The following is a 22,789-nucleotide window of genomic DNA, read 5'->3' as shown; positions in this document are numbered from 1 at the left end:
TCACCATGAGGGTCCAATATTTCGCCGCGAAACAAGACCTCATCCTGAGGAGCCCGCTGAAAGCGGGCGTCTCGAAGGATGGCCGCGAAGAAACTGCCACCAAGTTCGTTTTCAAATGCGATAGCCCTGCCGCAAGCGGGGAGAGATAAAAAAAAGCCGGCGTCGCCGCCGGCTTCTCTTCTCGATCCGCCAATTGATTGCGCGTGAGCTGCGCTAGCTAGTGCGCGGCTTCCAGGGCCGCCTGTTCCTGCTTGGCGATGGCGCCCTTGACCGCCGACTGCACCTTCTCGAAGGCGCGAACCTCGATCTGGCGCACGCGCTCGCGCGACACGCCGAACTCGGCGGCGAGGTCTTCCAGCGTCATCGGGTCCTCGGCGAGGCGCCGCGCCTCGAAGATGCGGCGTTCGCGCGGGTTGAGCACTTCGATCGCCCCGGTCAGCGCCTCGCGGCGGTGATCGTATTCCTCGTGCTCGGCCATGATGGCTTCCTGGTTGGGCGAGGTATCGACCAGCCAGTCCTGCCATTCGCCGGCTTCGCCGTCGTCGCGGATCGGCGCATTCAGCGAGGCGTCGCCGCCCAGGCGCCGGTTCATGTCGATCACGTCCTGATCGGTCACGCCGAGACGCTTGGCGATCAACTTCACCTGGTCGGGGTGCAAATCACCCTCGTCCAGCGCGGAGATCCGGCTCTTGGCCTTGCGCAGGTTGAAGAACAGTTTCTTCTGGTTCGCGGTGGTGCCCATCTTCACGAGCGACCAGGAACGCAGGATGTACTCTTGTATCGAGGCCTTGATCCACCACATAGCGTAGGTGGCGAGTCGAAAGCCCTTTTCGGGCTCGAACCGCTTCACCGCCTGCATCAGGCCGACGTTGCCCTCCGAGACCACCTCGGAAATCGGCAACCCGTAGCCGCGATAGCCCATGGCGATCTTGGCCACGAGCCTGAGGTGGCTGGTGACGAGTTTATGTGCCGCGTCGCGATCGTCATGCTCGCGCCAACGCTTGGCGAGCATGTATTCCTCGTGCGGCTCCAGCATGGGGAATTTGCGGATCTCGGCGAGGTACCGAGAGAGGCCGGATTCTCCATTGAGAACCGGCAAAGAAGCAGTTCGGGCCATTCAGCGCCCTCCAAGGGTTCAGGCCCCCGACATCGGCGGGCCAGGCAGGCGGCCGCTTGGTTAAAGCCGGTCGCGCTGCGATGTTCCGCGCTGGTTATCCAACGCAACTGCAACATACACTATAGGGCATGTCTTTTGGAAGGATTACGGGGGTCACGTCACCGTGTGACCCTAATAAGCTGTTGTCACAGCTGCGTTATTTCAAACGGTCTGCGTCATAGCGCCGCTGGCCAGCGCCTCGCGCAAAAGTCGTAAATCCCCCGGCAAAGGCGATTCCCAATGCAAAAGCTCGCCGCTGCGAGGGTGCTCCAATACCAGTAGATAGGCATGCAGCGCCTGCCGTCCGAGCGCCGTCAGGGCGGCCTGCGCCTGGGGTCCGAGCTGGCTGGCCTTGGTCTTGAAGTGCGGGCCATAGACGGCATCCCCCATCAGAGGGTGACCGATATGGGCGAGATGGACGCGGATCTGGTGGGTGCGCCCCGTCTCGAGCTCGCAGCCGACGAGGGAGGCGACCGGCTTGCCGTCACGCCCGGCGAACGTCTGGCGGACCTCCCAGTGGGTCACCGCCTCGCGGCCGCCGGGCCGTACCGCCATTTTATCGCGGGCATGCGGATGACGGTCGATCGGCGCCTCGATCGTGCCGCGCTGGCGGCTGGGAACACCCCAGACGAACGCCAGGTACCCGCGCCGCATCTCCCCGGTCCGGCCATGGTCGGCGAACTGCGCCGACAGCGACTGGTGCGCCAGATCGTTCTTGGCGACCACCATCAGCCCGGTGGTGTCCTTGTCCAGCCGGTGCACGATGCCGGGACGGCGGACCCCGCCGATCCCGGACAGGCTGGTGCCGCAATGGGCGATCAGCGCGTTCACCAGCGTGCCGGTCTCGTGCCCGGCGGCCGGATGCACCACGAGCCCCCTCGGCTTGTCGATGACGATGATGTCGTCGTCCTCGTAGACGATATCGAGCGCGATCTTTTCGCCTTTCGGCTCCGCCGGGACCGCCTCCGGCACGTCGATTATGATCGTATCGCCTTTGCCGACGTGATAAGCGGGGTCGCGGACCGCGCCGGTTCCGAGCCTCACCGCGCCCTCGAGGATCAGCGCCTTCAGCCGGGAGCGCGACAGTTCCGGCAGCCGCGCCGCCAGCACGCGGTCGAGCCGGGCCGATCCCTCGTCGCCGCCGACGGTGACCTCCAGCCTCTTGCCGCCATTCGATACCGAGCCTTGTACTGACGAGCCTTGCATGACCGAAACCGCTCTTCCCGAACCGACCCCCGAGCAGGCCGCGTTGTTCGCGCGGGTGCGGCGGATGATGCTGATTGCGGGGCTTACCACGGCCGTGGGCGTTGCGGCCGTGCTGATCGCCATCGGCTATCGCCTTTTCCGCAGCGAAGGAAGCACCGTTGCGGCCTCCGACATCACCGCCACCGTCCCGAAGGGCGCCCGGATCGTCTCGCCCGCGGTCGCCGGCGACCGGCTGGTGGTGACGCTGGACATCGGCGGGGTGACCGAAATCCGCACCTTCGATGCCCATACCTTGAAGCCCGCCGGGCGGCTGAAATTTGCCAATGAGCCGTGAGGCGGCCCGATCGGTCCTTGCGGCCGATGAATTTCGAGGCTATTCGGTAAGCCTCACGCTCCCTTCGTCTAGCGGTTAGGACGCGGCCCTCTCAAGGCTGAAACAGGGGTTCGATTCCCCTAGGGAGCGCCAGCGGCCTCAGATACGCTGATAGTTCAAAAACATCGCGCAAATCAAAGTTTTGTCTGCTCTTGACTGGCAGCAAATGATGGTAGCTTTTGATGCACGCGATGCCCTATCTGATCAAGACCTCCGCTCGGCAGCAAGAAGAAGTCTCTCGGGACGAAAGACCGACGCGAGGCCAATCGTAGGGCAACGCATGCCTTTGCCGATCTGGATCGCGCGCTCTGAGCGCAGCCAAAAAGGGTTCCCTGCCGCGATATGGAAACCGTTCGCCTTCGTGTGCAGCCGCATGCTCCTCCTTGGGTCCTCACATGGCGTGTAGGAACAACCAGAGCCCCGCTCCGAGGAGCGTGAGCGCGATCCAAGGTGTCTCCACCGAACTCGCGGCGGCCGCGAGGAACCAAGACGACCCAGATAGCCTTGGTTTCCACCATCTCAGCGAGCATCAGCGCATACCTTGGAATGGCAGCAACCCTGACCGGCCCGTTTGTCACGCTCGGACTGATGGCTCTTTGCATGTCGGGCGTAATGCCTGAGGACACCGAACAGCCGAACTCCTTTGCCATTCAACGATGTCATCGACCGCCCAGAGGTGGTCTAAATCCAACTGGACACCGCCAGTCTAACTTGCAGCGACAACGTTCCGCGACTAGAATACGAAATTCGCGGGACGGCAATATGTCGGACCTGCTTCATGACGGAGGGCTTGATCATGGCGCCGCATGGTAATCCAGCTGGCCGAGGAATTTTTAAACACAAGCCCGGCAGCAACGCTGGTAACAAAGCCGACGTGAAAGTGGCTGACTTTTCGTACCAAAATGATGAACTCGCGGCCTTGATCGCTAAAGCGTGGACCAATGCTGGTTTCCGCGACGGGCTGGTGGGAGATGCTACCCCAAACCTGCCGATTGCTCAACGCATTGCTAACGCCCAATCAGCTCTCCAAGGCCTCCCGATCCACCCCATCAGTTTGGCGAGTCCCATTGTGATCACGGAAGACGAATACAATGACGGCTGGGAATTGGACGACGACGATACAGTGGTCTTTGTGCTGCCCAACGCCTCGCGCCAATCGGGAACTAATCTTGTCGAAACAGCCAAAATGCTGATGGCCTGTGTGCCGAACGGTATCTAGCGGTACGCAATCGGGCAGCTGGGGTCTCTCGAAACCCGGGCTGCCTGCGCAAGTACGGATCTAGTGTATTACAATCCGTCTCGGATGCGGCAAGGTTCTCTAGCTGACGCAAGTTTGGTCGCATCCTGCGAGAAACGACACGGGCTTTCACTCGGAAGTGGAGGTTTCGAATGGCACGGCTGGTCACGGAGTGGGTCAAAGTCACGGGCGATATTTCGATCATCGCTCGCGAGTCGGGAGAGGTTTGGTTTTATACCCCGAAAGGCACGAAAGAAAACCTGGATCCCTTCGCGACACCGATGAGAGGTGTGGGCTCGGCGGGCAGCACGGTCGGGCTGCTCGACGGCGCGATAAGTCTCGGATTTGCCGGAATCGAAAAGCGCCTCGCGCGCCCTGACCCGACGCTCGTCGGCTATATCGTAGCCTTGGTGGGCGCCTATCACACGTCTGTCGATACGCCTCGAAATCTCCGGCGCGCCGCCGGGCGCTTCAACGAGCTGGGGAGGCCAGAGGTCGCGGCCTACTTGGAAGAGCGTGCGCGCGAGGAGACCGGTCACGACCGGCTCGCGCTCAAGGATCTGCGTGCGCTGGGTGTGCCCGGCGAGCGACTCGTCGCCAGCTTTATCCCGGAGGGCATCAAGCCGCTCTGCAAGCGCTTCGATGATCTCTGCGTCCAGGACTATCCAATCGGCTGCATCGGCTATTCGTACTGCCTGGAGCGCATCGCCGCGCTCAAGCAGGCGACCGATATAGAGAAGGTGCAGGCGATCTGTCCGCACGACGTCGATGCGACCCGCTTCCTCAGAAGTCACAGCTCCCTCGGAAGCGAGGCCACTCACGTCGAAGAAACGATCAAATTCGTGGCGTCGCTTCCTGCGAACGACCGTATCAGGGTCGTTCAGGAGACGTATGAATCGGCATTGATTCTGGCGGAGGGCTATAATCACGAGCTTCTCAAATCGGAAGCGGAGATGCTTGAAGAGCTTGAGCAGGCGCTCGGAGAGGCGCTCCCGTATCGTCACAGCTCAAATCCTTTGCGCGGTGAAAAGCGCGGCGCTCGGCCCTCGGCGTGAGCGGAATAGCGCTATAGTCATCGCAGTTTGGCATGACGTGAGGCGCTTGCGATCTAAAACGATGGAGGCCGCGTGACTGCTCGCGATCGGGCGTCATGGTTAGCTGGGTAGGGCACCCGGCGCTGGCGTCGTTGCGCCAAGTTGCAGTTGTGCTTTGACGCCGGAGGCGGTCAAAAGAACGCTCATATGATAATGCTCATATGATATGGTGCGCGGAGAAGGTTTCCTGGTTTTGAGCAACAAGGCACCACGTGGTGGGTCTGAAGCCCAACACCCTCTACGGCGGTAGGCAAGGGCCTCTGCAATGACGAGGACAACAACCACCGACTTAGCCGAATGGCTGGGTACACACGGTCTAGGCCAGTACGCCAAAACCTTCGCAGAAAACAATATCGACTACTCCGTCCTTCCGGATTTGACGGAAAATGATCTCGAAAAACTCGGAGTATCTTCCCTAGGCCACCGCAAGAAGCTGCTTAGGGCCATTGAAGCATTGACGGCCGCGCGCCAGCCCACCGGCACAACAAAAGCGGTTTCAAGCGCCACTATCGTGCCGCCCTCTCTTGTGCAACATCGCGAAGCTGAATTCCGTCAGATCACAGTGATGTTCTGTGACCTGGTGGGATCTACCCAGCTATCGGAGAAATTAGATCCTGAGGATCTCCAAAAACTCATTGACGCGTATCGGGTGGAGTGCAGCGCGGCAATTGCGCGCTATGGAGGCGAGGTCGCCCGCTATTTCGGCGATGGAGTGATGGCATTTTTCGGTTGGCCGCGTGCACACGAGGATGACGCCGTTCGCGCTATTCACGCCGGCCTGGAGATTGTGTCCGGAGTTACGAAGATTTCAGGGCCAGTTACCCTGAATTGTCGAGTGGGTGTTTGCTCGGGTCCGGTTGTTGTCGGTGAGATTGGAGGTAGTGGTACGTGGTCGATGGACGCGGTGGGAGAGACGCCGAATATCGCTGCACGTCTACAGACCCTTGCCGCTGCCAACACGGTACTCATCTCGGAATCGACGAGGCGTCTCGTATGGGCAGCTTTTGATTTTCAGGACGTCGGGCTCCAGGAACTCAAAGGTGTAACTGAACCTCTTCACGTGTATCGCGTGCTCTCGGCAAAAAATACCGGTAGCCGTTTCGAGGCTGCGCATACGGGCTCTCTTACCCCGCTCATTGGACGCTCAAGCGAACTAAGCTTGCTGCTCGATAGGTGGCTGAAAGTCAAAGAAGGTGATGGCCAAGTCATATTGCTCTCGGGTATTCCCGGAGTCGGAAAATCAAGGCTCCTCCACGAATTGAAATCGCGCATTCAGCAGGAACCACACGTCTTGCTGCACCATCAGTGCTCGCCCTATCACAGTCAGAGCGCATTCTTTCCTGTGATCGGGCAGATCGAACAAGCGGCCCAACTAACAGCTCGCGAGACCGAGGCAGATAAGATTGCCAAGCTTACAACTTACCTTCCGCGCTCAACTAACAATTCCAAAGAGCCGGTCCTGCTTATTGCCAAACTGTTATCGATCCCTTTGGAAAACAACCTCGAATTAGTTGGTCTTACGCCGCAGCAAATAAAGAACAGGACGATAAGCACGCTTGTCGACATGATCTTGGCGTTTTCTGTCCAACGCCCCACGCTCTGCATCTTCGAGGATGCACACTGGCTAGATCCATCGACGCTTGAGCTGCTTGAATCGATTATCAGCCGGATCGACCACGCCCGCGTGCTGCTTATTGTGTCGTGCCGGCCCGAGTTCCGCCCCACATGGATGACCCACGCCAACACCACCATGCACTCGCTCACTCGATTGTCGCTCACCGAAGTGAAGGCGATGATCCGGGATATCTTGAGGGGAGGGAGCATGCCCGAAGCGGTGCTCGACCGGATTATCGAAAAGGCCGATGGCGTCCCGCTATTCATAGAGGAACTGACAAGCAGTATGTTGAGTGCGCCTTTCCGAACCCCTTTCGAGCGCGAAGCACAGCCAGCATCACTCAGGGTTCCGGACACGCTGAGTGACGCATTGATGGAGCGGCTCGACCGCGTTGCGCCGAGTCGCAGACTTGCACAGATTGCGGCTGTGATTGGGCGCGAGTTCTCCTATGATCTTTTGTCGGCTGCGTCGCGAATTGACGACGACGATATGCTGTCGGCCCTCTCGTTGCTCGAACAGGCTGACATTGTCTATCGAGTCGGAATTTCGCCTTTCCTTCGTTTCGCCTTCAAACATGCTTTGTTGCGTGACGCAATCTACGACTCTTTGCTTAGGAGCAAGAGGCAGCAGATACACGCGGACATCGCGGCAATCTTAGAGCATAACTTTTCGGAGCTCGCCGAAAATCAACCCCAAGTCCTGGCCTATCACTATCAAGAAGCAGGCAATCACCAATTGGCCATTCGCCACTGGCTCGAGTCTGGGCAGGGTGCGCTCGCGCATTCCGCCAACGTCGAAGCGATTGCTAGCTTTCGAAAGGCCCTTCAGCTTCTGGACGCTTTGCCGGAAACGCCTGAACGGATCAAACAAGAGATCGACATTCAATTGTCGTTGGGAATACCGCTTATCGCCGTTCAAGGGTATGCCTCCGCGGAAACCCGCGAAGCGTTCTTGCGGGCTCGTACCTTATGCCTGCAACTCGGCGACATCCCTGAGTATTTCCAAGCCCTGTTTGGGTTGTGGGGGCACTCCTGGATGGGTGGAAAGAATGATGATGCGCTCCGCTTAGCTGATGAGTTCCTGTCACGGTCACGAGCGTTGTCCCAACCCGTGCCGCTAATGGTGGCTCATAGAGTGATGGGCAGTACGTTATTGACGATTGGGGACTTCCAATCGTCAGCGAACCATTTCGCGGAGTCAATCAAGCTCTCGACTGGCAAGGGAAAGCAGCCCCTATCCAATCTTTACATGGTGGAACCCCAAGCGGCTTCACTTCTGCTCCTATCTTGGGACTTGTGGTTTCTGGGCTATCCGGATCAATCCCTTTCCCGCGTTTCGGAAGCGCTTGCCTTGGGTCAAGACCTTGGCCACCCATACACCGTGGCGTTCGCTCATTACATGACTTCCGTTGTGCACCTTCTGCGCGGGGATGCCGCTCGCGCCTTCGAAAGCGCCGAAAAAAGCTTCGAAATGTCGCAAGAACAGCGATTTTCGCTGTACGTTATTTTGTCCAGAATTTCACGAGGCCGAGCGGCCGGCGAACTAGGCCGACTTGGAGAGGCCCGAGAGGAGATGGCAATGGGAATCGCCGAAGCGCGACGTAATGACGTCGGCTTCATGCGTCCAATGATGGATAGCTGGCTAGCGGATACGTATGCCAAGGATGGCGAAAATGAATGCGCGCTATCGATTGTCGAGGGGGTCCTGGCCAACATTGGTGACGTGACAGGCAGATCATGGGAAGCAGAATTGCATCGGCAAAGAGCGCAAATGCTCTTAGCACTCAACCCATCGAAGATAAGCGAAGCGGAGTCTTATCTTACGAAGTCCATTGAAGTGGCGCGCGGTCAAAGCGCCAAGTCCCTGGAATTACGCGCCGCGACAAGCCTTGCAGAACTCTGGCGGACGCAAGGAAGGCGTGGTGATGCGCGCGCACTCCTAGAACCAATCTGCCGTTGGTTCGACGAAGGAGCCGAAACGGCTGACCTCAGACGGGCGCGCGACGCTCAAAGCACGCTGGACTGATCCTTCACCTCCTCTACTTCGAATGCGTGCGCATTCATCTCGCGGCAGGATTACCTGGACATGAAATCGCAACGTCATACCCAACTGTAATGCCGAGCTTCGGGGTTTCTGCGGTCGCCCATCGTCCCCCTAGGGAGCGCCATTGTCAGAAATTGACATCGATATCACTAGAAATTCTAGTCTGATTGCCCACCGCCCTATTGGGTGGAACAACACCGTTCCGGCTTGGTTCGGCACAGTTCAACATCATTCCAGCTCGGGATGCTGCCCGCTCGCTTTTGGCATAAAGACGCGAGTCAGCGTCGATTAGATCTCCCAGGATCATCGCAAACCTCCCATGTTCTCACGCCCGCAACCTCCCGGTGAAAAAACGGGAAGATTCACCGCGCGGGAGATTGCATGCTAAGATAGCACAATGGCAGAGCACAACGAGCTTTCCTTTGATTTCCTGTCCGGCCGTGAGGGAGACTTCATGGAAACGGTGATGGATGAGCTCAAGGCAGTGCCGTGGGCCAAGCTGGTGGTGGACGACATCAATGCGAGCGGGGGCTTGAAAGGCAAGAACAAGGCGAAGCTCTTCGAGCTGCGCTTTGGGCACGGTCTGCATAAGGCGGGTATCCAGCCCCAGTACGAAGTCCCTGGCGAAGGCAAATCCACGCTAGATTTTGGCTTTACATCCGACGGTCACCAGTTTCATCGTTGAAATGATGCGCCTTGAGGAAACCGATGCGGTTCGGGCGGCGACCACGACTGAGAAGTTTGCCGACGGAGCGACGATGGTCAATAGGTCGCTCACCACAACAGCAGAAGACCCGCGCCAGTCCGAAGAAGGTGAAACGCTCAAGGCCGTCGAACGCATCTGCCAAAAGTTCGAAAGCGGCGGCAAACCACACAAGTTTCCTCCGCCTCAAGCAGCAATCCATGTGCTTCTCGTGGATGTCCGGACGCTTTTTAATGGCGGCGATGAGTGGGCCCGCGTGCATGTGGGGCTGGGCGGGGAATACGTGCCGCACGGATTTCATCGCCGCTACTTCAAAGGAAAATTGGTTAGTGGTGTTTTCAGCCCCAGGACGACGCTACGAGGTGCCGCCGAAGCCCGCGAGCGCTTGCACTTCATCGGATTTGTAAACGAAAAATCCTACGAGGAGGGCGCCTTCGGGCCCGCGGTCCAGTTCATCGCCAATCCCCACCTGTTCAAAACTGTGAACGAAGCCCGCGCAGCATTGGCCGCGCGGCCGTTGGGCGAGCCAAACATCTTGAACGCGCCAGCCCCGAAAGTTGCAGGTCATCTGCTAAAGCTGGCCGATGCGCTGTCAAATCTTACGGTAGGCGAAGCAGCAGAACTTGGAAGGCTGATGAAGGCTCGGTGGAAAATTCCTACCCTTAGTTCCCCAGAGGACTGAAACTGACTACGGCAAGGACCGCTGCCAACCCGGTCGCCGGCCACATACTTCCGTTGCCATGAGCTGAACCTCCGGCAAGCCCACGGTTCGTCCACGCGCAGGCGATCGTTCGCCGCGGCGAGGCGCTGCAATTTCAATTTGGGTGAGGATTTTGAGCCGCAATCGCAACCGGCGCGCCCGTTGTTGCCGGGCGGCGGGCGTTTACAGGATTACGGGATGGTGAAGGAATGCCGCTGATTTGCCCGACGCGTCAAGTTGGTGTTCGGATGGCGGCGGTCGCCGGCTACTTTGCATGGGGTTGTTTTCGATATTTTGGCAGCGCGCCCCTTCGAAGGCGAGTTCTCCAACGTCACCCGCAGCTATGCCGGCAAAGGCACGGTGCGATACCCTCAACCAGGTCTCGCTGGTCGGCAAAACCGTGTGGTCCTGGCAGCTACGCGCCTCCCCCAATCGCCTATCGTGAGCCCTTCACCATGTCCCCCAGCAAGTTGGCCGCCACTGTCAGCTTCGCGAGCGTGAGGCCGCTGGCGGCAATCTCCTCGACCGAGCGGCGGATGCGGGTCGCTTCGGGATGAGCCGAGAGCCAGCTCGCGGCGGCCTGCTGACCGCATTGGCCGGTTGCCAGCATATCCGCAGCCAGGCTTCTTTCGACGGCCGCGATCTGGTCAACGGCGCGATCGATGGCGAGACGTTCGTAATTATCGTTTGCCGGGACGCTGCGTGTGGCGGCGATAAGGCGATCGAGGCGGAAATGAGCCTCGGCGGCGAAGAAGGTCGTGGCGGCGTCGCCGATGGTCCGGCCGGTGCGCTCCGCGACAGTCACGATATCCGGTGCCGAGACCAGGGCGTCGAGATCAGCGAGCTCGCCTGCGAGGCCGGCCGGGACGCCGGCATCGATCAGGTCCTGCCGTCGTTTTCTGCGCCCGACCTGCAAGTCCTCGGGCAGTGTCTTGTCCAGTCCGGCGACGATCTCGCAGATGCTCGGGCCGAAGCGCGCAATGACGGAGTCCAGACCGGTCTTGAAATCGACATGGCGCACATACCAGACCATGCGGGAGAGCAGGAGATCCTGAATCGCCGCGTAGAGGATAAGCTGCAATTGCCCGTCGATGCGGGAGTCGAGTCCGTCGATCGCGTCATTCAGCCGCTTCAGACCGTAGCATTCATCCACAGCCACGAACGCCATGACAATGGTCGACACGTCGGCATCCGTTTCGTCCATCAGGCGCACGACACAAGCCGGGCCGCCGCGATTGATGACGGCATTGGCGAGATTGGTTGCGATAATCTCCCGCCGAAGGCGATGGTGTTCCACTGCAGCGGGGAACTTGTCCTGAACCTCGCGCGGGAAGTACTGGGACAATTCGCGGGCGAGATATGGATCGTCGGGCACGCTGGTGACGAGCAGATCGGCGTAAAGTATCAGCTTGGCGTAAGCGAGCAACACGGCAAGTTCGGGCCGCGTCAGGAACTGGCCGCGCCTCGTGCGTTCGGCGATCGCCGCGTCGTCGGGCAAGAATTCGACGGTGCGGCTGAGAAGGCCGCGCTGCTCGAGCGACTGCATGAAGCGGGTGAGGAAGCCGGTCTCTGCCAGACCCCTGCGTTCGGCCAGCGAAAGCGCCAGCGTCTGCAGATAATTGTTGCGGAGCACCAGGTTGCCGACCTCGTCGGTCATCGCGGCCAGCAGGCTGTTGCGGTAAGCGGCGCTGAGGCGTCCCTCGCGCTCGGGGCGCGCCAGCGCGATCTTGATATTGACCTCGACGTCGGAGGTGTTCACGCCGGCCGAATTGTCGATCGCGTCGGTGTTGAGCCTGACGCTCTTCTGCGCGGCTTCGATGCGGCCGCGCTGGGTGACGCCGAGATTGGCCCCCTCGCCAATCACCCGGGCGCGGACATCGGCACCCGTGATCCGGATCGGATCGTTGGCGCGATCGCCGACCTGATCGTCGCTTTCCGTCGAAGCGCGGATATAGGTACCGATGCCGCCAAACCACAGAAGGTCCACGCGCGCCTTGAGGATCGCCGTCATCACCTCGAAAGGCGTGGCTTGCGGCTTGTCGAGATCAAGAAGGGCGCGCACTTCCGGGCCGAGCGGAATGGCCTTGAGCGAGCGCGAGAACACGCCGCCGCCTTGCGAGATCAGCGACTTGTCGTAGTCCTGCCAGCTCGACCGCGGCAGGCTGAACATGCGCAGACGTTCGGCGTGGCTGATCGCCGGATCGGGCGAGGGGTCGATGAAGATGTCGCGGTGATCGAAAGCAGCGACTAGCTTCGTCGCCGGCGAGAGCAGCATGCCGTTGCCGAAGACATCGCCCGACATGTCGCCCACGCCGGCGACGGTGAAGGGCATGGTCTGAATGTCGGTGCCGAGCTCGCGGAAGTGGCGCTTCACCGCCTCCCAGGCGCCGCGCGCCGTGATCCCCATCTTCTTGTGGTCATAGCCCTGGCTGCCGCCGGAGGCGAAGGCATCGCCGAGCCAATGGTGCTTCTCGGCCGAGATCGCGTTGGCGATGTCGGAGAAGGTGGCAGTGCCCTTGTCGGCGGCGACGACGAGGTAGGGGTCGTCGCCGTCATGCCGCACGGTGGAGTCGGGCGGCACGACGGTGTCGTCGTCGAGATTGTCGGTAAGCTCGAGCATGGAGCGAACGAAGATGCGATAGGCCTCGGTGCCTTCGGCCATGAAGGCGTCGCGATTGGTGGGCGGCGGCAGGCGTTTGGGCACGAAGCCGCCTTTGGCGCCGACCGGCACGATCACGGCGTTCTTGACCTGCTGGGCCTTGACCAGGCCGAGGATCTCGGTGCGGAAATCCTGCGGCCGGTCCGACCAGCGCAACCCGCCGCGCGCGACCTTGCCGAAGCGCAGATGAATGCCTTCGAGGCGCGGCGAATAGACGAAGATCTCGTAGAGCGGTCGCGGATCCGGCAGGTCCTCGATCCTGCGTGCGTCGAACTTGAAGGAAATCACCGGACGCGGTTGGCCGTCCTCGCCGACCTGCCACAAATTGGTGCGGACGGCGGCCTGCAACAGATTGGTGAAACGGCGCAGGATGCGGTCTTCGTCGAGCGAGGCGACGGATTTGAGCTGCTCCTCGATCTCGCCAAGGATGGCCGTCTCGCGTGCCGAGCGCTCGGCATCGGTGGCGGTGAGGCGCGGGTCGAAGCGAGCCTGGAACAGAGCGACGATGCTGTTGGTGACCGCGGTGTTCTTGCGGAGAGTCGCCCACATGTAGTCCTGGCTGAACGGCGCGCGGATCTGGTGCAGGTAGCGGGAGAGGGCGCGGATGGCCGATACTTCGCGCCAGCTCAGGCCCGTCCGCAGGATCAGCGCGTTGTATCCGTCGGATTCGGCGCGATCGCCCACCACCGCCATGATCGAGGCTTCCAGGCGACCGGCGAATTCCGCAGTGATATCGATCGGCTTGCCGTCATTGGCCTCGATCGTCATGTCATGCAGCCAAACCGGCGCGGATGCGGGTGTGGCGCTGGGCGTGATCTGATAGGTGCGCTCGTTGACGACGCGCAAGCCGTGATTTTCGATCACCGGGACGCGATAGGAGAGCGACAGGGGCGTGCCGCGCGAAAAGACCTTGAGGCCGAAACGCGTCGGATCGTCGCCGTCGACGCGGTAGACCGAAAGCGCCACGGAACGAGTGGCGGTGAGTGTTTCGATAGTGGCGATATCAGCGATAGCCCGCGAGGTGTCGAAGACCTCGGTATAGCCGCCAGTAAAGGCTTGGGCATAACGATTGGCGAGCAGGCGGGCGCGCGTGCCATCAGTGACTGTCGCGAGCGCGGCTTTCAGCTTGTCGCCCCAGGTTGCGGCGATGGCGCTGATCCCGGCCTCAAGCGTGGCACGCTCGACGACAGGCGTCTTACCGGCAAAACGCGCGATGATGTAGTGGAGGCGGGCAAGCGGCCCTTCGGGGAAGGACAGGTAGGACGCTGCCGAGGTCCCCTTGTATTCCTGCGCCAGGAAGGCACCGACACGCGTGCCCACGTCGGCGTCATATTTCTCGCGCGGAATGAACACGAGGATGGAGACGAAGCGATCGAACTTGTCAATTCGTGCCAGCGCCCGTACGCGGGGGCGCTCGGAAAGCATCAGGATTTCCATGACGAAATTATAGAGCGTCTCGGCGTCGACCTGGACGAGCTCGTCGCGCGGATATTCCTCGAGGATATGCAGGAGTGCTTTGCCGGAATGGCTGTTTGGGTCGAAGCCGGCGCGCTGGAGCACTTGCGCCACCTTGTGGCGGACGTAAGGGATTTGCCGCACCGAGCGAGTATAGGCGCCCGAGGTGAACAGGCCGACCAGGCGCAATTCGCCCTCGAGCCGCCCATCGGGCGCATAGAGTTTGATGCCGACATAATCCATGTGGACGCGGCGGTGAACGCGGCTGGTGACATTGGCCTTGATGACGATCAGGAGGGTAGGCTCGCGCATGAATTCGCGAATTTCCGATGTCATCACCACCATTTCGGTGCCGCGGCGCAGGATCTTCACGTCGGGATCGCGCAGGATGCCGAGGCCTTCGCCGGTGCTGATTTCATCCGACGCATCGCTGTCCGGCGAGAAGCGATATTCGCGCACGCCCAGAAAAGTGAAATTGTCGGCGCACAGCCATTGCAGGAACTGGTTGGCTTCGGCGACCTCGTCTATCGGTAGCGGCGGTGGATTGGATGAGAAGGTCTTGATCGCCTGCTCGACGCGGGCGCGCATGGCTCGCCAGTCGGTGACGCAGGCGCGCACGTCGTTCAGCGTCGTGGAGAGGCCGTCGATCAGCTTCTGGCGGTCGGCATCGGCGTCGAGACGCGCGATGTGGAGATGAATCAGGCTTTCGCGCTCGCCCTTTACCCCCTCGGGGAGCGTCTCGCCGTAGAAACGCAGCAGCTTGCCTTGTTCGTCGCGCTCCACGGCGATGAGCGGGTGGACGACCAGCGTGACCTCGACGCCCTGCTGGGCGAGCTCCGCCATGGTGGAATCGAACAGGAAGGGCATGTCGTCGTTGAGAACTTCGAGCACGGAAATCTCGCGCCCGTCCGGCATCATCGGATTGGTGACGCGGATTTCGGCGCGGCCCGCCGTACGTTGCTTCACATGCTGCCAGGCCTGTTCCGCCAGGAAGGCCAGGGAGGCGGCATCGTAGTTGGCGAGGTCCTCGAGATTTGCATGGCCGAACAGATGCTCGGCAAAGGATCGGGGCACCTTGTCCGGCTGCACGCTACCCGCGGCTTCGTGGATCAGGGTCGCCCGGGCCTTGTCGTCACGCCGCGACGCCATAACGTCCTCCATTTCTCTCGCCGTGTGACCGCGGTCGCGGTCGTCCGCTTGATTCTGGAGTGCATCTCTTTGAGCGCGTCGCCTTGGCCGGGATCAACGCGAAATCCTCAGGTCTCGGAGCGATCGCAGCTCTTGATGATCATGCCATCTAATCTCGTGAAATACATCTCCGGCTTGTGGTTTCAGCTCGCCCTCGAGCGCCGTCAAGGACTTAGACCGACCACCGTGAACCATCAGCTGGCTGGCGAAATCACAAGGAATTTCAATGAAATATGAGTTTCGTAATTCTACTCTGAATGGCGCGCCAGCCCAGAGATTTCTGGTTGCTTCTGAGATTACCGAAGTGCCGCAACACGACTCGTCGCACGAACCGCTACTCGGCCGGCGGCTTTGGCGTCACGGATCGGCATGTCCAAAGCCAGGCCGTGATCGGGGCCGTGCGACCGCGAATTGGGCATTCATGAGGTCCGGAGAGCGAGCCTGTCTTGAGCAGGGCACAATCGGGTCCCGCTGCCTGGAGCAATTCTTCTCCGACGGCGAGCTGGTAGCCGCGGCCGGCCGCAACCTCCATCAGGCGGCTCGACACGTTCACCGTGTCGCCGGTGGCCGTGATGTGGTGATAGCTCTTGCCGCCAAGCCGGGAGGCGACGACCGGCCCGAATTGCGCGCCGACCTTGAATCCGAGGTTGGACGCGATCGCCTCGGGCAGCGAAGCGAGCCATCGCTCGGTCGCAGCGCAAAGCTTGGCCGCACAATCGGTGGCCCTGACGGGGTCATCCGAGTCAGGTTCGGGCAAGCCGAACAGGATCATGGCGCCGTCGCCCAGGAAAGTCATGATGGTGCCCCGGCACGATGCGACTTCCTGATCGATCAGCGCGTGGAACTCCTTGAGCAGCGCCCGGATCTCCGCGCCGCCAGAGCCTTCGCTGAGAGAGGTGAATCCCGACAGATCGATGAAGATGATCGCGGCGTCCTGGTGAACGGGCTCGGCCAGAAAGTCGGGATTGCGGATCAGCGATTGCTGGATATTCGGCGCCTGAAAACTTTCGAGCAAACGGCTTCTCTTGGCGAAATACTGGGCCTGCCGCCGACCCGACCAGAGCTGAAAGGCACCGAACAAAATGGTCGGCGGCGCCATGGCCGCGATCGGCAGCGCCGCGTTCAGCCAGATTCCGGACGAGAATGCGACAGAGGTCGCAACCACCCAAGCCAGGACGATCACCGCAGCCGCGAGAAGACCGGCGAGGCTCCGGCGCCACGCCAGCATGCCGGCAAGCATCATCGGCAACACAACCGTGAGCACGCCGTCGATGATCCGCACCGGCCGACCGCGGAGCGCGACGTCGCCTGATACAAGATGCGCAATCGCCGTTGAAACGACCTCGAGGCCGGGCATGACCGGTTCGAAGGGGGTGGAAAAGAAATCGCCGCCGCCGGTCACGGTCGCACCGAGGACCACGATCCTGTTTGCGATGGCCCGCGGATCCGCCGTTCCGTCAAGCAGCGCGCCGGCGGCAATCGTCCGGATTGTTCGCCGCGGGCCATGGAAGGCGATCGGGATCGCATAGTCGCTGTCGGTAAGGAGGGAGAATCCACCCAGCGTAAGCCGGCCCGGCTCGATGGTGGGGCGATGCCCGGTTGCAACCGCCGCTACACGAAGCGGGAAAGACAGCTCGACGCTGCCGCTGGTTCGGAACAGCAGCGGGACGGATCGAGGCGTGCCGGTGCGATCCGTGTTCAGGTTGACGATGCCGATCTGCGCGTGATCGGAGAACCTTTGCTGCGGCAACAGGAAGCGCTCGGCGATCGGCAAGTGGGCGAGCGGATCGTCGCTCCTCTTGACGTCGACCGATTGACGGGACTCGGAGAAGACGGCTGCCGCGGCGATGACGGCGGGGCTTGCATCCAACGCAGCGGCCAGAGCCTCGTCCCCCTCGTCGGAGCCCTTGTCGAGCAGCAGGATATCCACTGCGATCACGCTCGGCTTGAGCTTGGCAACCGCGCGGACGAGGCGGGCCAGTTCGCGCCGGGGCAGCGGATAGCTGCCCACCTGCCTTGCGAGCGCATCATCGATCTCGACGATGGTGAGTGAATCCGGCGGCGCCTTGACGCCGCGCACCGTCGTGCGGAGATCGGCGAGATTGGCTTCGAATTGATCAAGGAACGCCAGATAACCGTATGCGTGGCCAAAATAGATGGAAGCCCCCCAGAGACCGGCGAGTAAAACGGCGAGGAGACTTTGCAGCCGCCTGCTCATCAAGGGCTCATTGTCCCAGTCTGGCCATCAGCGCAGAGACGCGAGCTTGGCCCCAGCGTTTCACCAGGAGGGGAGCCGTTGCCTCCACATCCACCCCTTCGCCGGGCCCAAGCACAACCCGGCCGCGGCCATCGCGGGCACGACCTCCGACGCGGACGCTGCCATTGACCACGAAGACGGACGTCTTGCCCTCTGCCACATCCACGGCCCACCGCGTGCCGCGCACGGCGGCGATGGCCTGAGGCGTGTTGACCTGGAATCGCTTGCCTCCCGACCTCCTCGTCGCTTCGACGAGCAGCGCCTTGCTGCTCAGTTCGACCGCGTCGACGCGACCGTCACGGTTGTTGTCGCTCAGCGTGTACTGGGCGCCGTTCTCGGCCACGATGGTGATGCCGCCCTCGCACTGCACCGTTTGCGCGACCATCGCCGGCACCGCCGATGTGCACTTCAGGCTGGCCGGCTGCTGTGCGGCCGCGAACCCGCTCCAGGAGAGAACGTACAAGAGCAGCAAATATCCGGACAAATTCATCGTTTTCACGATAATCCTCCTGATCGGGCAAAGATCCAAGTATGCCACTCTAGGGTATAATGTCGACGATGAGTAGAGCTCGCAGGAGGGGCTGAGCTCTGCCACCGAAGAACGCCGAAGCGATCGGTCCGAACGCATTGCGACATCCTCGCTCCGGTAGTGTCGGGAAGCGTGATTCAATGGAGACAAAGCTGCGACATCTCGGTCATTGCCGTGCAAGACCGAGGGTGATGGGTTTCGCGAGAGCTCAACCGAGCCGCGCGCTGCTTCTGGCCGCAAAGTCGCACGAAGGTAGCTGCACAGCAGGTAGCTGCACAAAGGGGCGTGATGAGGGAAATCTCAAAATCCGTTGTGAAGGCTGGTCTTGATAAGACGACAAGGGAATTCACTCAGCGCATCGAGAAATATGGCTTCAGCCGAACCAAAAGGTGGCTTTGGGTACGGGCCAAATCAAAATCAGCGGATTTCGTTCATATTCATCTGAACGGAATCTCCTATGGAAGGCCCATAAACTATTCGATTGTCTTGAGAGTGCATTGTGGAACCTACAACGAATCTAGCAACTCACTTGCATTAAATGGTCCATCTTCGGACGACTCTGAATTCATGAACAAACGGTATCACCTTCGTTTCAACGCAGAAACTGGTAGCACCTACGAACGCTGCATGGATGACTTGGTCAGGTTTGTCGTGGAAGACGGAGAGCCGTGGTTTGCGGAGGCTGAGGCGGCGAACGACCCAGGTAAAGACATCAAACTGGAGAATGAGAATCTCTCAAGAAAGGCGCTGGGCTTGAAGTCTTGAGAGAATGAAGGACATGAACATGGGCTTGCCTTTGCGGATCCACTCGTACGATGGGTTGAGCTCTTCCGAAGTCTCGTGGCCGGACGAGATTTGCGACACTCAGTCGCCGCGCTGGGCTTCAATGCTCAACGCATCGACGCTACGAGCTGACATGAAACGATCTACTATCGGGTAGAGCCGTTGCCGCGCTCGAACCCTCGCCACGCTTCCAACAACAATAGGCCATCGCTCTTGTTGCCGTCTTTGTACTGCCGCGGCGCTAGGCTCATGGCCGCCAGCGCGAGATGGGTAAGCGCAATTGCCCAAAGCATCTTGCCGACCCAACCCACTGGCTCAGCCGCCAGGCAGAACGCGAGGCAGGCAATGCCGACCGCCACATTGACGACAATTCCTCCCGCGGCGACCACGGCGGATCGCAATGGGGTGGCGTGATATTCAGCGTGCTCGACATAACCGCTGGTAGGAATGGCATGGATTGTGAAAGTGATCGCCCCCATCCGCCATCCGCAAAGTCTGCGACCTTCCCCGATGACGACGCCCGTGATCGGGATCCGGACAAGGCGACCGAACAGGATGTGACCGAGCTCATGCAGAACGACGCCGGTAAAGATGGCCAACATCCCCCGCACCGTCAGGCTCGCCTCAAGGCCCCTGACGATCAATTCCCAAATCGCGAATGACTGTTTCATCTGCTGAATGCCTGAATTTTCCGTGCGCTTGCCGCTCGCATCTGGGCAACCAACCCTCGCACGGAAGTCGCTGATGAGTGGAGTGCAGCGATACCCATCAAACCAGGATTCTGCGCTGTGCCGCCGGGCAAATCAGTCCCAAAAACTTGTCAAGCCTCCGCCGCAAAAAGATTCCGCTTTCCCGAATTTCGGAGTCGAGGGCAAGCAAGTGAAGCAAAACTCGGGCAGATCATGTCGCGAGAATGCGGAGTCGTCTCTGCTGTTTGAAATTTAAATCCGGTTGTTGCCGCGAGCGACGGTGTGTCACCCTCGTCCTGAGGAGCGCGCCATCGGCGCGCGTCTCGAAGGGCGAGGGGCACCAGCGGGGCCGTCATCCTTCGAGACGCCGCTGACGCGGCTCCTCAGGATGAGGAAACGGCAAAACCGTGATTGCGAGCAGCGCACCGACCAAGCAAGTGCAGAGTCCCTCCGCATTTGGGATTGCCTTGCGCAGCCCGGCCGACCCGCAGGCAATTTGCGCAATCCACCAGCGAGTTCAAGAAAAGCATCCGGGCGTAACTTTGGTTACAGATGCGATCCGGGCCGGCACATAGAGCATGGAGCATCGCTGTTCGAACGCGCGGTGCGAAGCCCGATCGTCACGAGCCTTCGCAACGTCTTCGCTTGAACGGCGCCATGCAGTCTCGCTCCAAGAAAGGTTCGACAATGAAGCGCATCATGCTCTCCCTGTGCCTGCTCATGCCGCTGGGCTTATCCACGGTCTCCGCCGCCGGCGAAATTCCGGCGCTCAACAAGGCGCGCACCGCCGTCGTCATCACTGATCCGCAGAACGATTTCCTGCGTGAGGACGGCAAGCTCTACAAACTGCTCGCCGACAATCTCAAGGAACTCGGCACGATCGACAACATCGACAGGCTGATGGCGACTGCGAAGAAAGGCGGCGCCGCGCTCGCAGTGGACCCGCTGGTCTATACGGCGCTGGATGGCAACTGGACCCACGCCGGCGCGTTGCAGCGGCAGCTCCTGGACATGAAGGCGCTGCACCGCGAGAGCCTGAACAACTCCAAGGGATTCGAAGGTTCGGGCGCCGACTTCTTCGACCGCTACAAGCCCTACATCAATGACGGCAAAACCATCGTCGTCGCGCCCCACAAGATGTACGGCCCGGAAAGCAACGACCTGATCTACCAGCTGCGCAGCCGCGGCATCGATACGGTGTTCCTGGCGGGCATGGTGGCCAACCTGTGCGTGGACTCGCACATGCGTGCCCTCATGGAAAACGGCTTCAAGGTCTATGTGGTGAAGGACGCCGTCGCCGCTCCCGGCGCCGATGCCTACAAGGCGGCGCTGGTCAATTACGGCATGATCGCCAACGGTGTTGTGACCACCGAAGACGCGGTCAAGGCGCTCAAGTAGGCGCTGTGCGCGAAGCGGCCTGGAGCTCGCTTCCTCGCTACCGTCATGGCCGGGTCGTCCGGCCATGACCACTCCTTCAAATCTGTCCCAGTCACAGGGCGGCGCTCTGCATCCAACCTGGGCATCGCCGGTCGCAACGAAAGGAATTCTCCATGGTGACGAGTACAATGAGTGTTGCGGGCCGCGTGCAGCGTCTCGTCGGCGGCGTGGCCTTGATCGTTCCAGCAATGCTGGGCTTCGGCGCCCCCTGGACCTGGATCGGCATCGTGCCGCTGACGGCGGGCATCGTCGGCTGGTGTCCTTTCACGGTCCTGCGCGCACAGTTGGCCAGGAAAGGTGACGTCGGCGCCAAGTGAGTTGGCACGAAGCGCCACTCGCAGTTGTTAGAGCCGGCTTGGGCGAAGGCCGTCCATTTCGGAGGTTTCCAAACGACGGCCTCCAAGGTTTCCAATCATGCTCGATCCGGATCGGCTAGCGCTCATGGCTCCATGGGAAGAGAGCGGCGGGGAAATCTGCCGCATAGCGATGCCCTTCTTTCGGCCGGCGGGGTGGCTCTTGTGGGGGATTCGGATCTGGCTCCACCACCTTGCGATAGAGATGCCAGGTGGCATGACCGAGCACCGGCAGAACGACGGCGAGACCGACGAAGAACGGCAGCGAACCGATTACCAGCAGCGCCGCAACAATCAGACCCCAGGCGGCCATGGCAAATGGATTCTCTTTCACGGCCCGCAGCGACGTCCGCACTGCGTCTATCGCGGTTGCATGCCGGTCCAGCATCAACGGAAACGAAACAACGCTGACGCAAAGGGCCACGACGGCGAACAGGAAGCCGACGCCGCAGCCGACGATGATGAGCGACCATCCTTGCGGGGTCGTCAACACTTGTGCTGCGAAATCGGGGATGCTTGCAGCCGGAGCGTGGCCGAAGGCCGCAATGTAGATGGCGTCCGCGGTGGCGATCCACGTCGCGAACAGGATGAGCAGGAACATGCCGAGTTCGAGCATGGCGCCGAAAGACGGCGCGCGCAGCACGCGCATGGCGTCCCAGGCGGCGGCTTCCTCGCCGCGCTCGCGGCGGCGGCTGAGCTCGTAGAGACCAAGCGCGGCAAAAGGACCAATCAGCGCAAAGCCCGCGGCCAGCGGAAAGAGCAGCGGCAGCACCGAATAGCCAAGCACCAGTCGGAACAGGACAAGACCGAGGACGGGATAGATGACGCACAGCACGATGGCGTGGCTTGGCACCGCCTTGAAATCTTCCCAACCCAGGCGCAGCGCGTCGCGCAGATCGGACAGGCCGATTTTGCGAACGACGTAGGGGGTCGCGAGGCTTAATGCTCTTCGTCCGAATGATGCGATGTTTTCGGAATACTGCGTGGCCATGGCCAAGTTTCCCTTGCTCGTGGTCGCAGCGGCAAGAACGATGCGTGTTCAAGCCGCGCACGTTCGCCCTCATCTGCGAAGATCGCGATGGAGCCGGGCATGGCGAACCACGTGATGCGAAGGAAGCCTCGCCGGACAATCTGTCGCGACCGGTCGGACAAGCTTAGCGCGATCGGCGCAAGGTGGCGCTCACGGTTGGGTGAAGAGTGCATTTGCACAAATCCTTTGTCGCGATGCGTCATGAAGGTGATCGCTGCCGATGGAACCGCGAAGGCTTGCTCCAACGGAACACGCCGCAACGGGCGGGGCATGCTCGCTCAA

16 protein-coding genes and 1 tRNA gene are annotated in these 22,789 nt (G+C 60.9%); 10 read left to right on the top strand and 7 right to left on the bottom strand.

What is annotated here, in order from left to right; all coding sequences use genetic code 11:
• Window positions 1-217 precede the first annotated feature (217 nt).
• Window positions 218-1,117, bottom strand: a complete 900-nt coding sequence (rpoH, locus tag HY852_RS17820; protein WP_291606099.1) for an RNA polymerase sigma factor RpoH — start codon at window positions 1,115-1,117, stop codon at window positions 218-220.
• A gap of 201 nt (window positions 1,118-1,318) precedes the next feature.
• The gene (locus HY852_RS17815; RefSeq protein WP_291606098.1) at window positions 1,319-2,362 is read right to left on the bottom strand and encodes an RluA family pseudouridine synthase; all 1,044 of its coding nucleotides are present in this window, start codon (window positions 2,360-2,362) and stop codon (window positions 1,319-1,321) included.
• Between HY852_RS17815 and HY852_RS17810 the strand changes: the two genes are divergently transcribed.
• The 7 genes from HY852_RS17810 to HY852_RS17780 all read left to right on the top strand — a co-directional run bounded on the left by HY852_RS17810 (window position 2,361) and on the right by HY852_RS17780 (window position 10,109).
• On the top strand, window positions 2,361-2,696 hold the full coding sequence (locus HY852_RS17810) for a hypothetical protein (RefSeq protein WP_291606097.1): 336 nt from the start codon (window positions 2,361-2,363) through the stop codon (window positions 2,694-2,696). The genes HY852_RS17815 and HY852_RS17810 overlap by 2 nt on opposite strands.
• A 57-nt stretch (window positions 2,697-2,753) precedes the next feature.
• Window positions 2,754-2,828, top strand: a tRNA-Glu gene (locus HY852_RS17805).
• A gap of 685 nt (window positions 2,829-3,513) precedes the next feature.
• On the top strand, window positions 3,514-3,954 hold the full coding sequence (locus HY852_RS17800; protein ID WP_291606096.1) for a hypothetical protein: 441 nt from the start codon (window positions 3,514-3,516) through the stop codon (window positions 3,952-3,954).
• Between the two features lie 170 nt (window positions 3,955-4,124).
• Complete coding sequence (locus HY852_RS17795; RefSeq protein WP_291606095.1) at window positions 4,125-5,027, top strand: hypothetical protein; 903 nt, start codon at window positions 4,125-4,127, stop codon at window positions 5,025-5,027.
• A gap of 304 nt (window positions 5,028-5,331) precedes the next feature.
• Window positions 5,332-8,706 (top strand): adenylate/guanylate cyclase domain-containing protein, encoded by a 3,375-nt coding sequence (locus HY852_RS17790; RefSeq protein ID WP_291606094.1) that lies wholly within the window; start codon window positions 5,332-5,334, stop codon window positions 8,704-8,706.
• Window positions 8,707-9,121: 415 nt separating this feature from the next.
• Window positions 9,122-9,409, top strand: coding sequence for a hypothetical protein (locus tag HY852_RS17785; RefSeq protein ID WP_291606093.1), 288 nt, complete (start codon window positions 9,122-9,124; stop codon window positions 9,407-9,409).
• Window positions 9,372-10,109: a hypothetical protein gene (locus tag HY852_RS17780; protein WP_291606092.1), complete on the top strand. Its 738-nt coding sequence runs from the start codon at window positions 9,372-9,374 to the stop codon at window positions 10,107-10,109. The genes HY852_RS17785 and HY852_RS17780 overlap by 38 nt, the downstream gene beginning before the upstream one ends.
• Before the next feature lie 454 nt (window positions 10,110-10,563).
• Here HY852_RS17780 and HY852_RS17775 read toward each other — a convergent pair whose 3' ends face one another.
• The 3 genes from HY852_RS17775 to HY852_RS17765 all read right to left on the bottom strand — a co-directional run bounded on the left by HY852_RS17775 (window position 10,564) and on the right by HY852_RS17765 (window position 18,176).
• Window positions 10,564-15,402, bottom strand: coding sequence for an NAD-glutamate dehydrogenase (locus HY852_RS17775; RefSeq protein ID WP_291606091.1), 4,839 nt, complete (start codon window positions 15,400-15,402; stop codon window positions 10,564-10,566).
• 361 nt (window positions 15,403-15,763) lie between these two features.
• On the bottom strand, window positions 15,764-17,647 hold the full coding sequence (locus HY852_RS17770; RefSeq protein ID WP_291606090.1) for a CHASE2 domain-containing protein: 1,884 nt from the start codon (window positions 17,645-17,647) through the stop codon (window positions 15,764-15,766).
• A gap of 7 nt (window positions 17,648-17,654) precedes the next feature.
• Window positions 17,655-18,176 carry a FecR domain-containing protein gene (locus tag HY852_RS17765; protein ID WP_291606101.1) on the bottom strand — a complete coding sequence of 174 codons (522 nt, stop codon included), beginning with the start codon at window positions 18,174-18,176 and terminating at the stop codon, window positions 17,655-17,657.
• A gap of 327 nt (window positions 18,177-18,503) precedes the next feature.
• Here HY852_RS17765 and HY852_RS17760 point away from each other — a divergent pair, with 327 nt between their 5' ends.
• Entirely contained in the window at window positions 18,504-18,980 is a 477-nt protein-coding gene (locus tag HY852_RS17760; RefSeq protein ID WP_291606089.1) for a hypothetical protein, read from the top strand.
• A 164-nt stretch (window positions 18,981-19,144) separates the two neighbouring features.
• Here HY852_RS17760 and HY852_RS17755 read toward each other — a convergent pair whose 3' ends face one another.
• Entirely contained in the window at window positions 19,145-19,642 is a 498-nt protein-coding gene (locus tag HY852_RS17755; protein ID WP_291606088.1) for a site-2 protease family protein, read from the bottom strand.
• Window positions 19,643-20,374: 732 nt separating this feature from the next.
• Between HY852_RS17755 and HY852_RS17750 the strand changes: the two genes are divergently transcribed.
• Both HY852_RS17750 and HY852_RS17745 read left to right on the top strand, forming a co-directional pair.
• Window positions 20,375-21,085, top strand: a complete 711-nt coding sequence (locus tag HY852_RS17750) for a cysteine hydrolase (protein ID WP_291606087.1) — start codon at window positions 20,375-20,377, stop codon at window positions 21,083-21,085.
• Window positions 21,086-21,237: 152 nt separating this feature from the next.
• Window positions 21,238-21,441 carry a DUF2892 domain-containing protein gene (locus HY852_RS17745; RefSeq protein ID WP_291606086.1) on the top strand — a complete coding sequence of 68 codons (204 nt, stop codon included), beginning with the start codon at window positions 21,238-21,240 and terminating at the stop codon, window positions 21,439-21,441.
• Between the two features lie 115 nt (window positions 21,442-21,556).
• Here HY852_RS17745 and HY852_RS17740 read toward each other — a convergent pair whose 3' ends face one another.
• Complete coding sequence (locus HY852_RS17740; RefSeq protein WP_291606085.1) at window positions 21,557-22,468, bottom strand: DUF2189 domain-containing protein; 912 nt, start codon at window positions 22,466-22,468, stop codon at window positions 21,557-21,559.
• Between the last annotated feature and the right edge of the window lie 321 nt (window positions 22,469-22,789).

The organism is Bradyrhizobium sp. (assembly GCF_016213215.1).
GTDB lineage: Bacteria > Pseudomonadota > Alphaproteobacteria > Rhizobiales > Xanthobacteraceae > Bradyrhizobium.
This window is presented reverse-complemented; position numbering and strand designations above follow the sequence as displayed.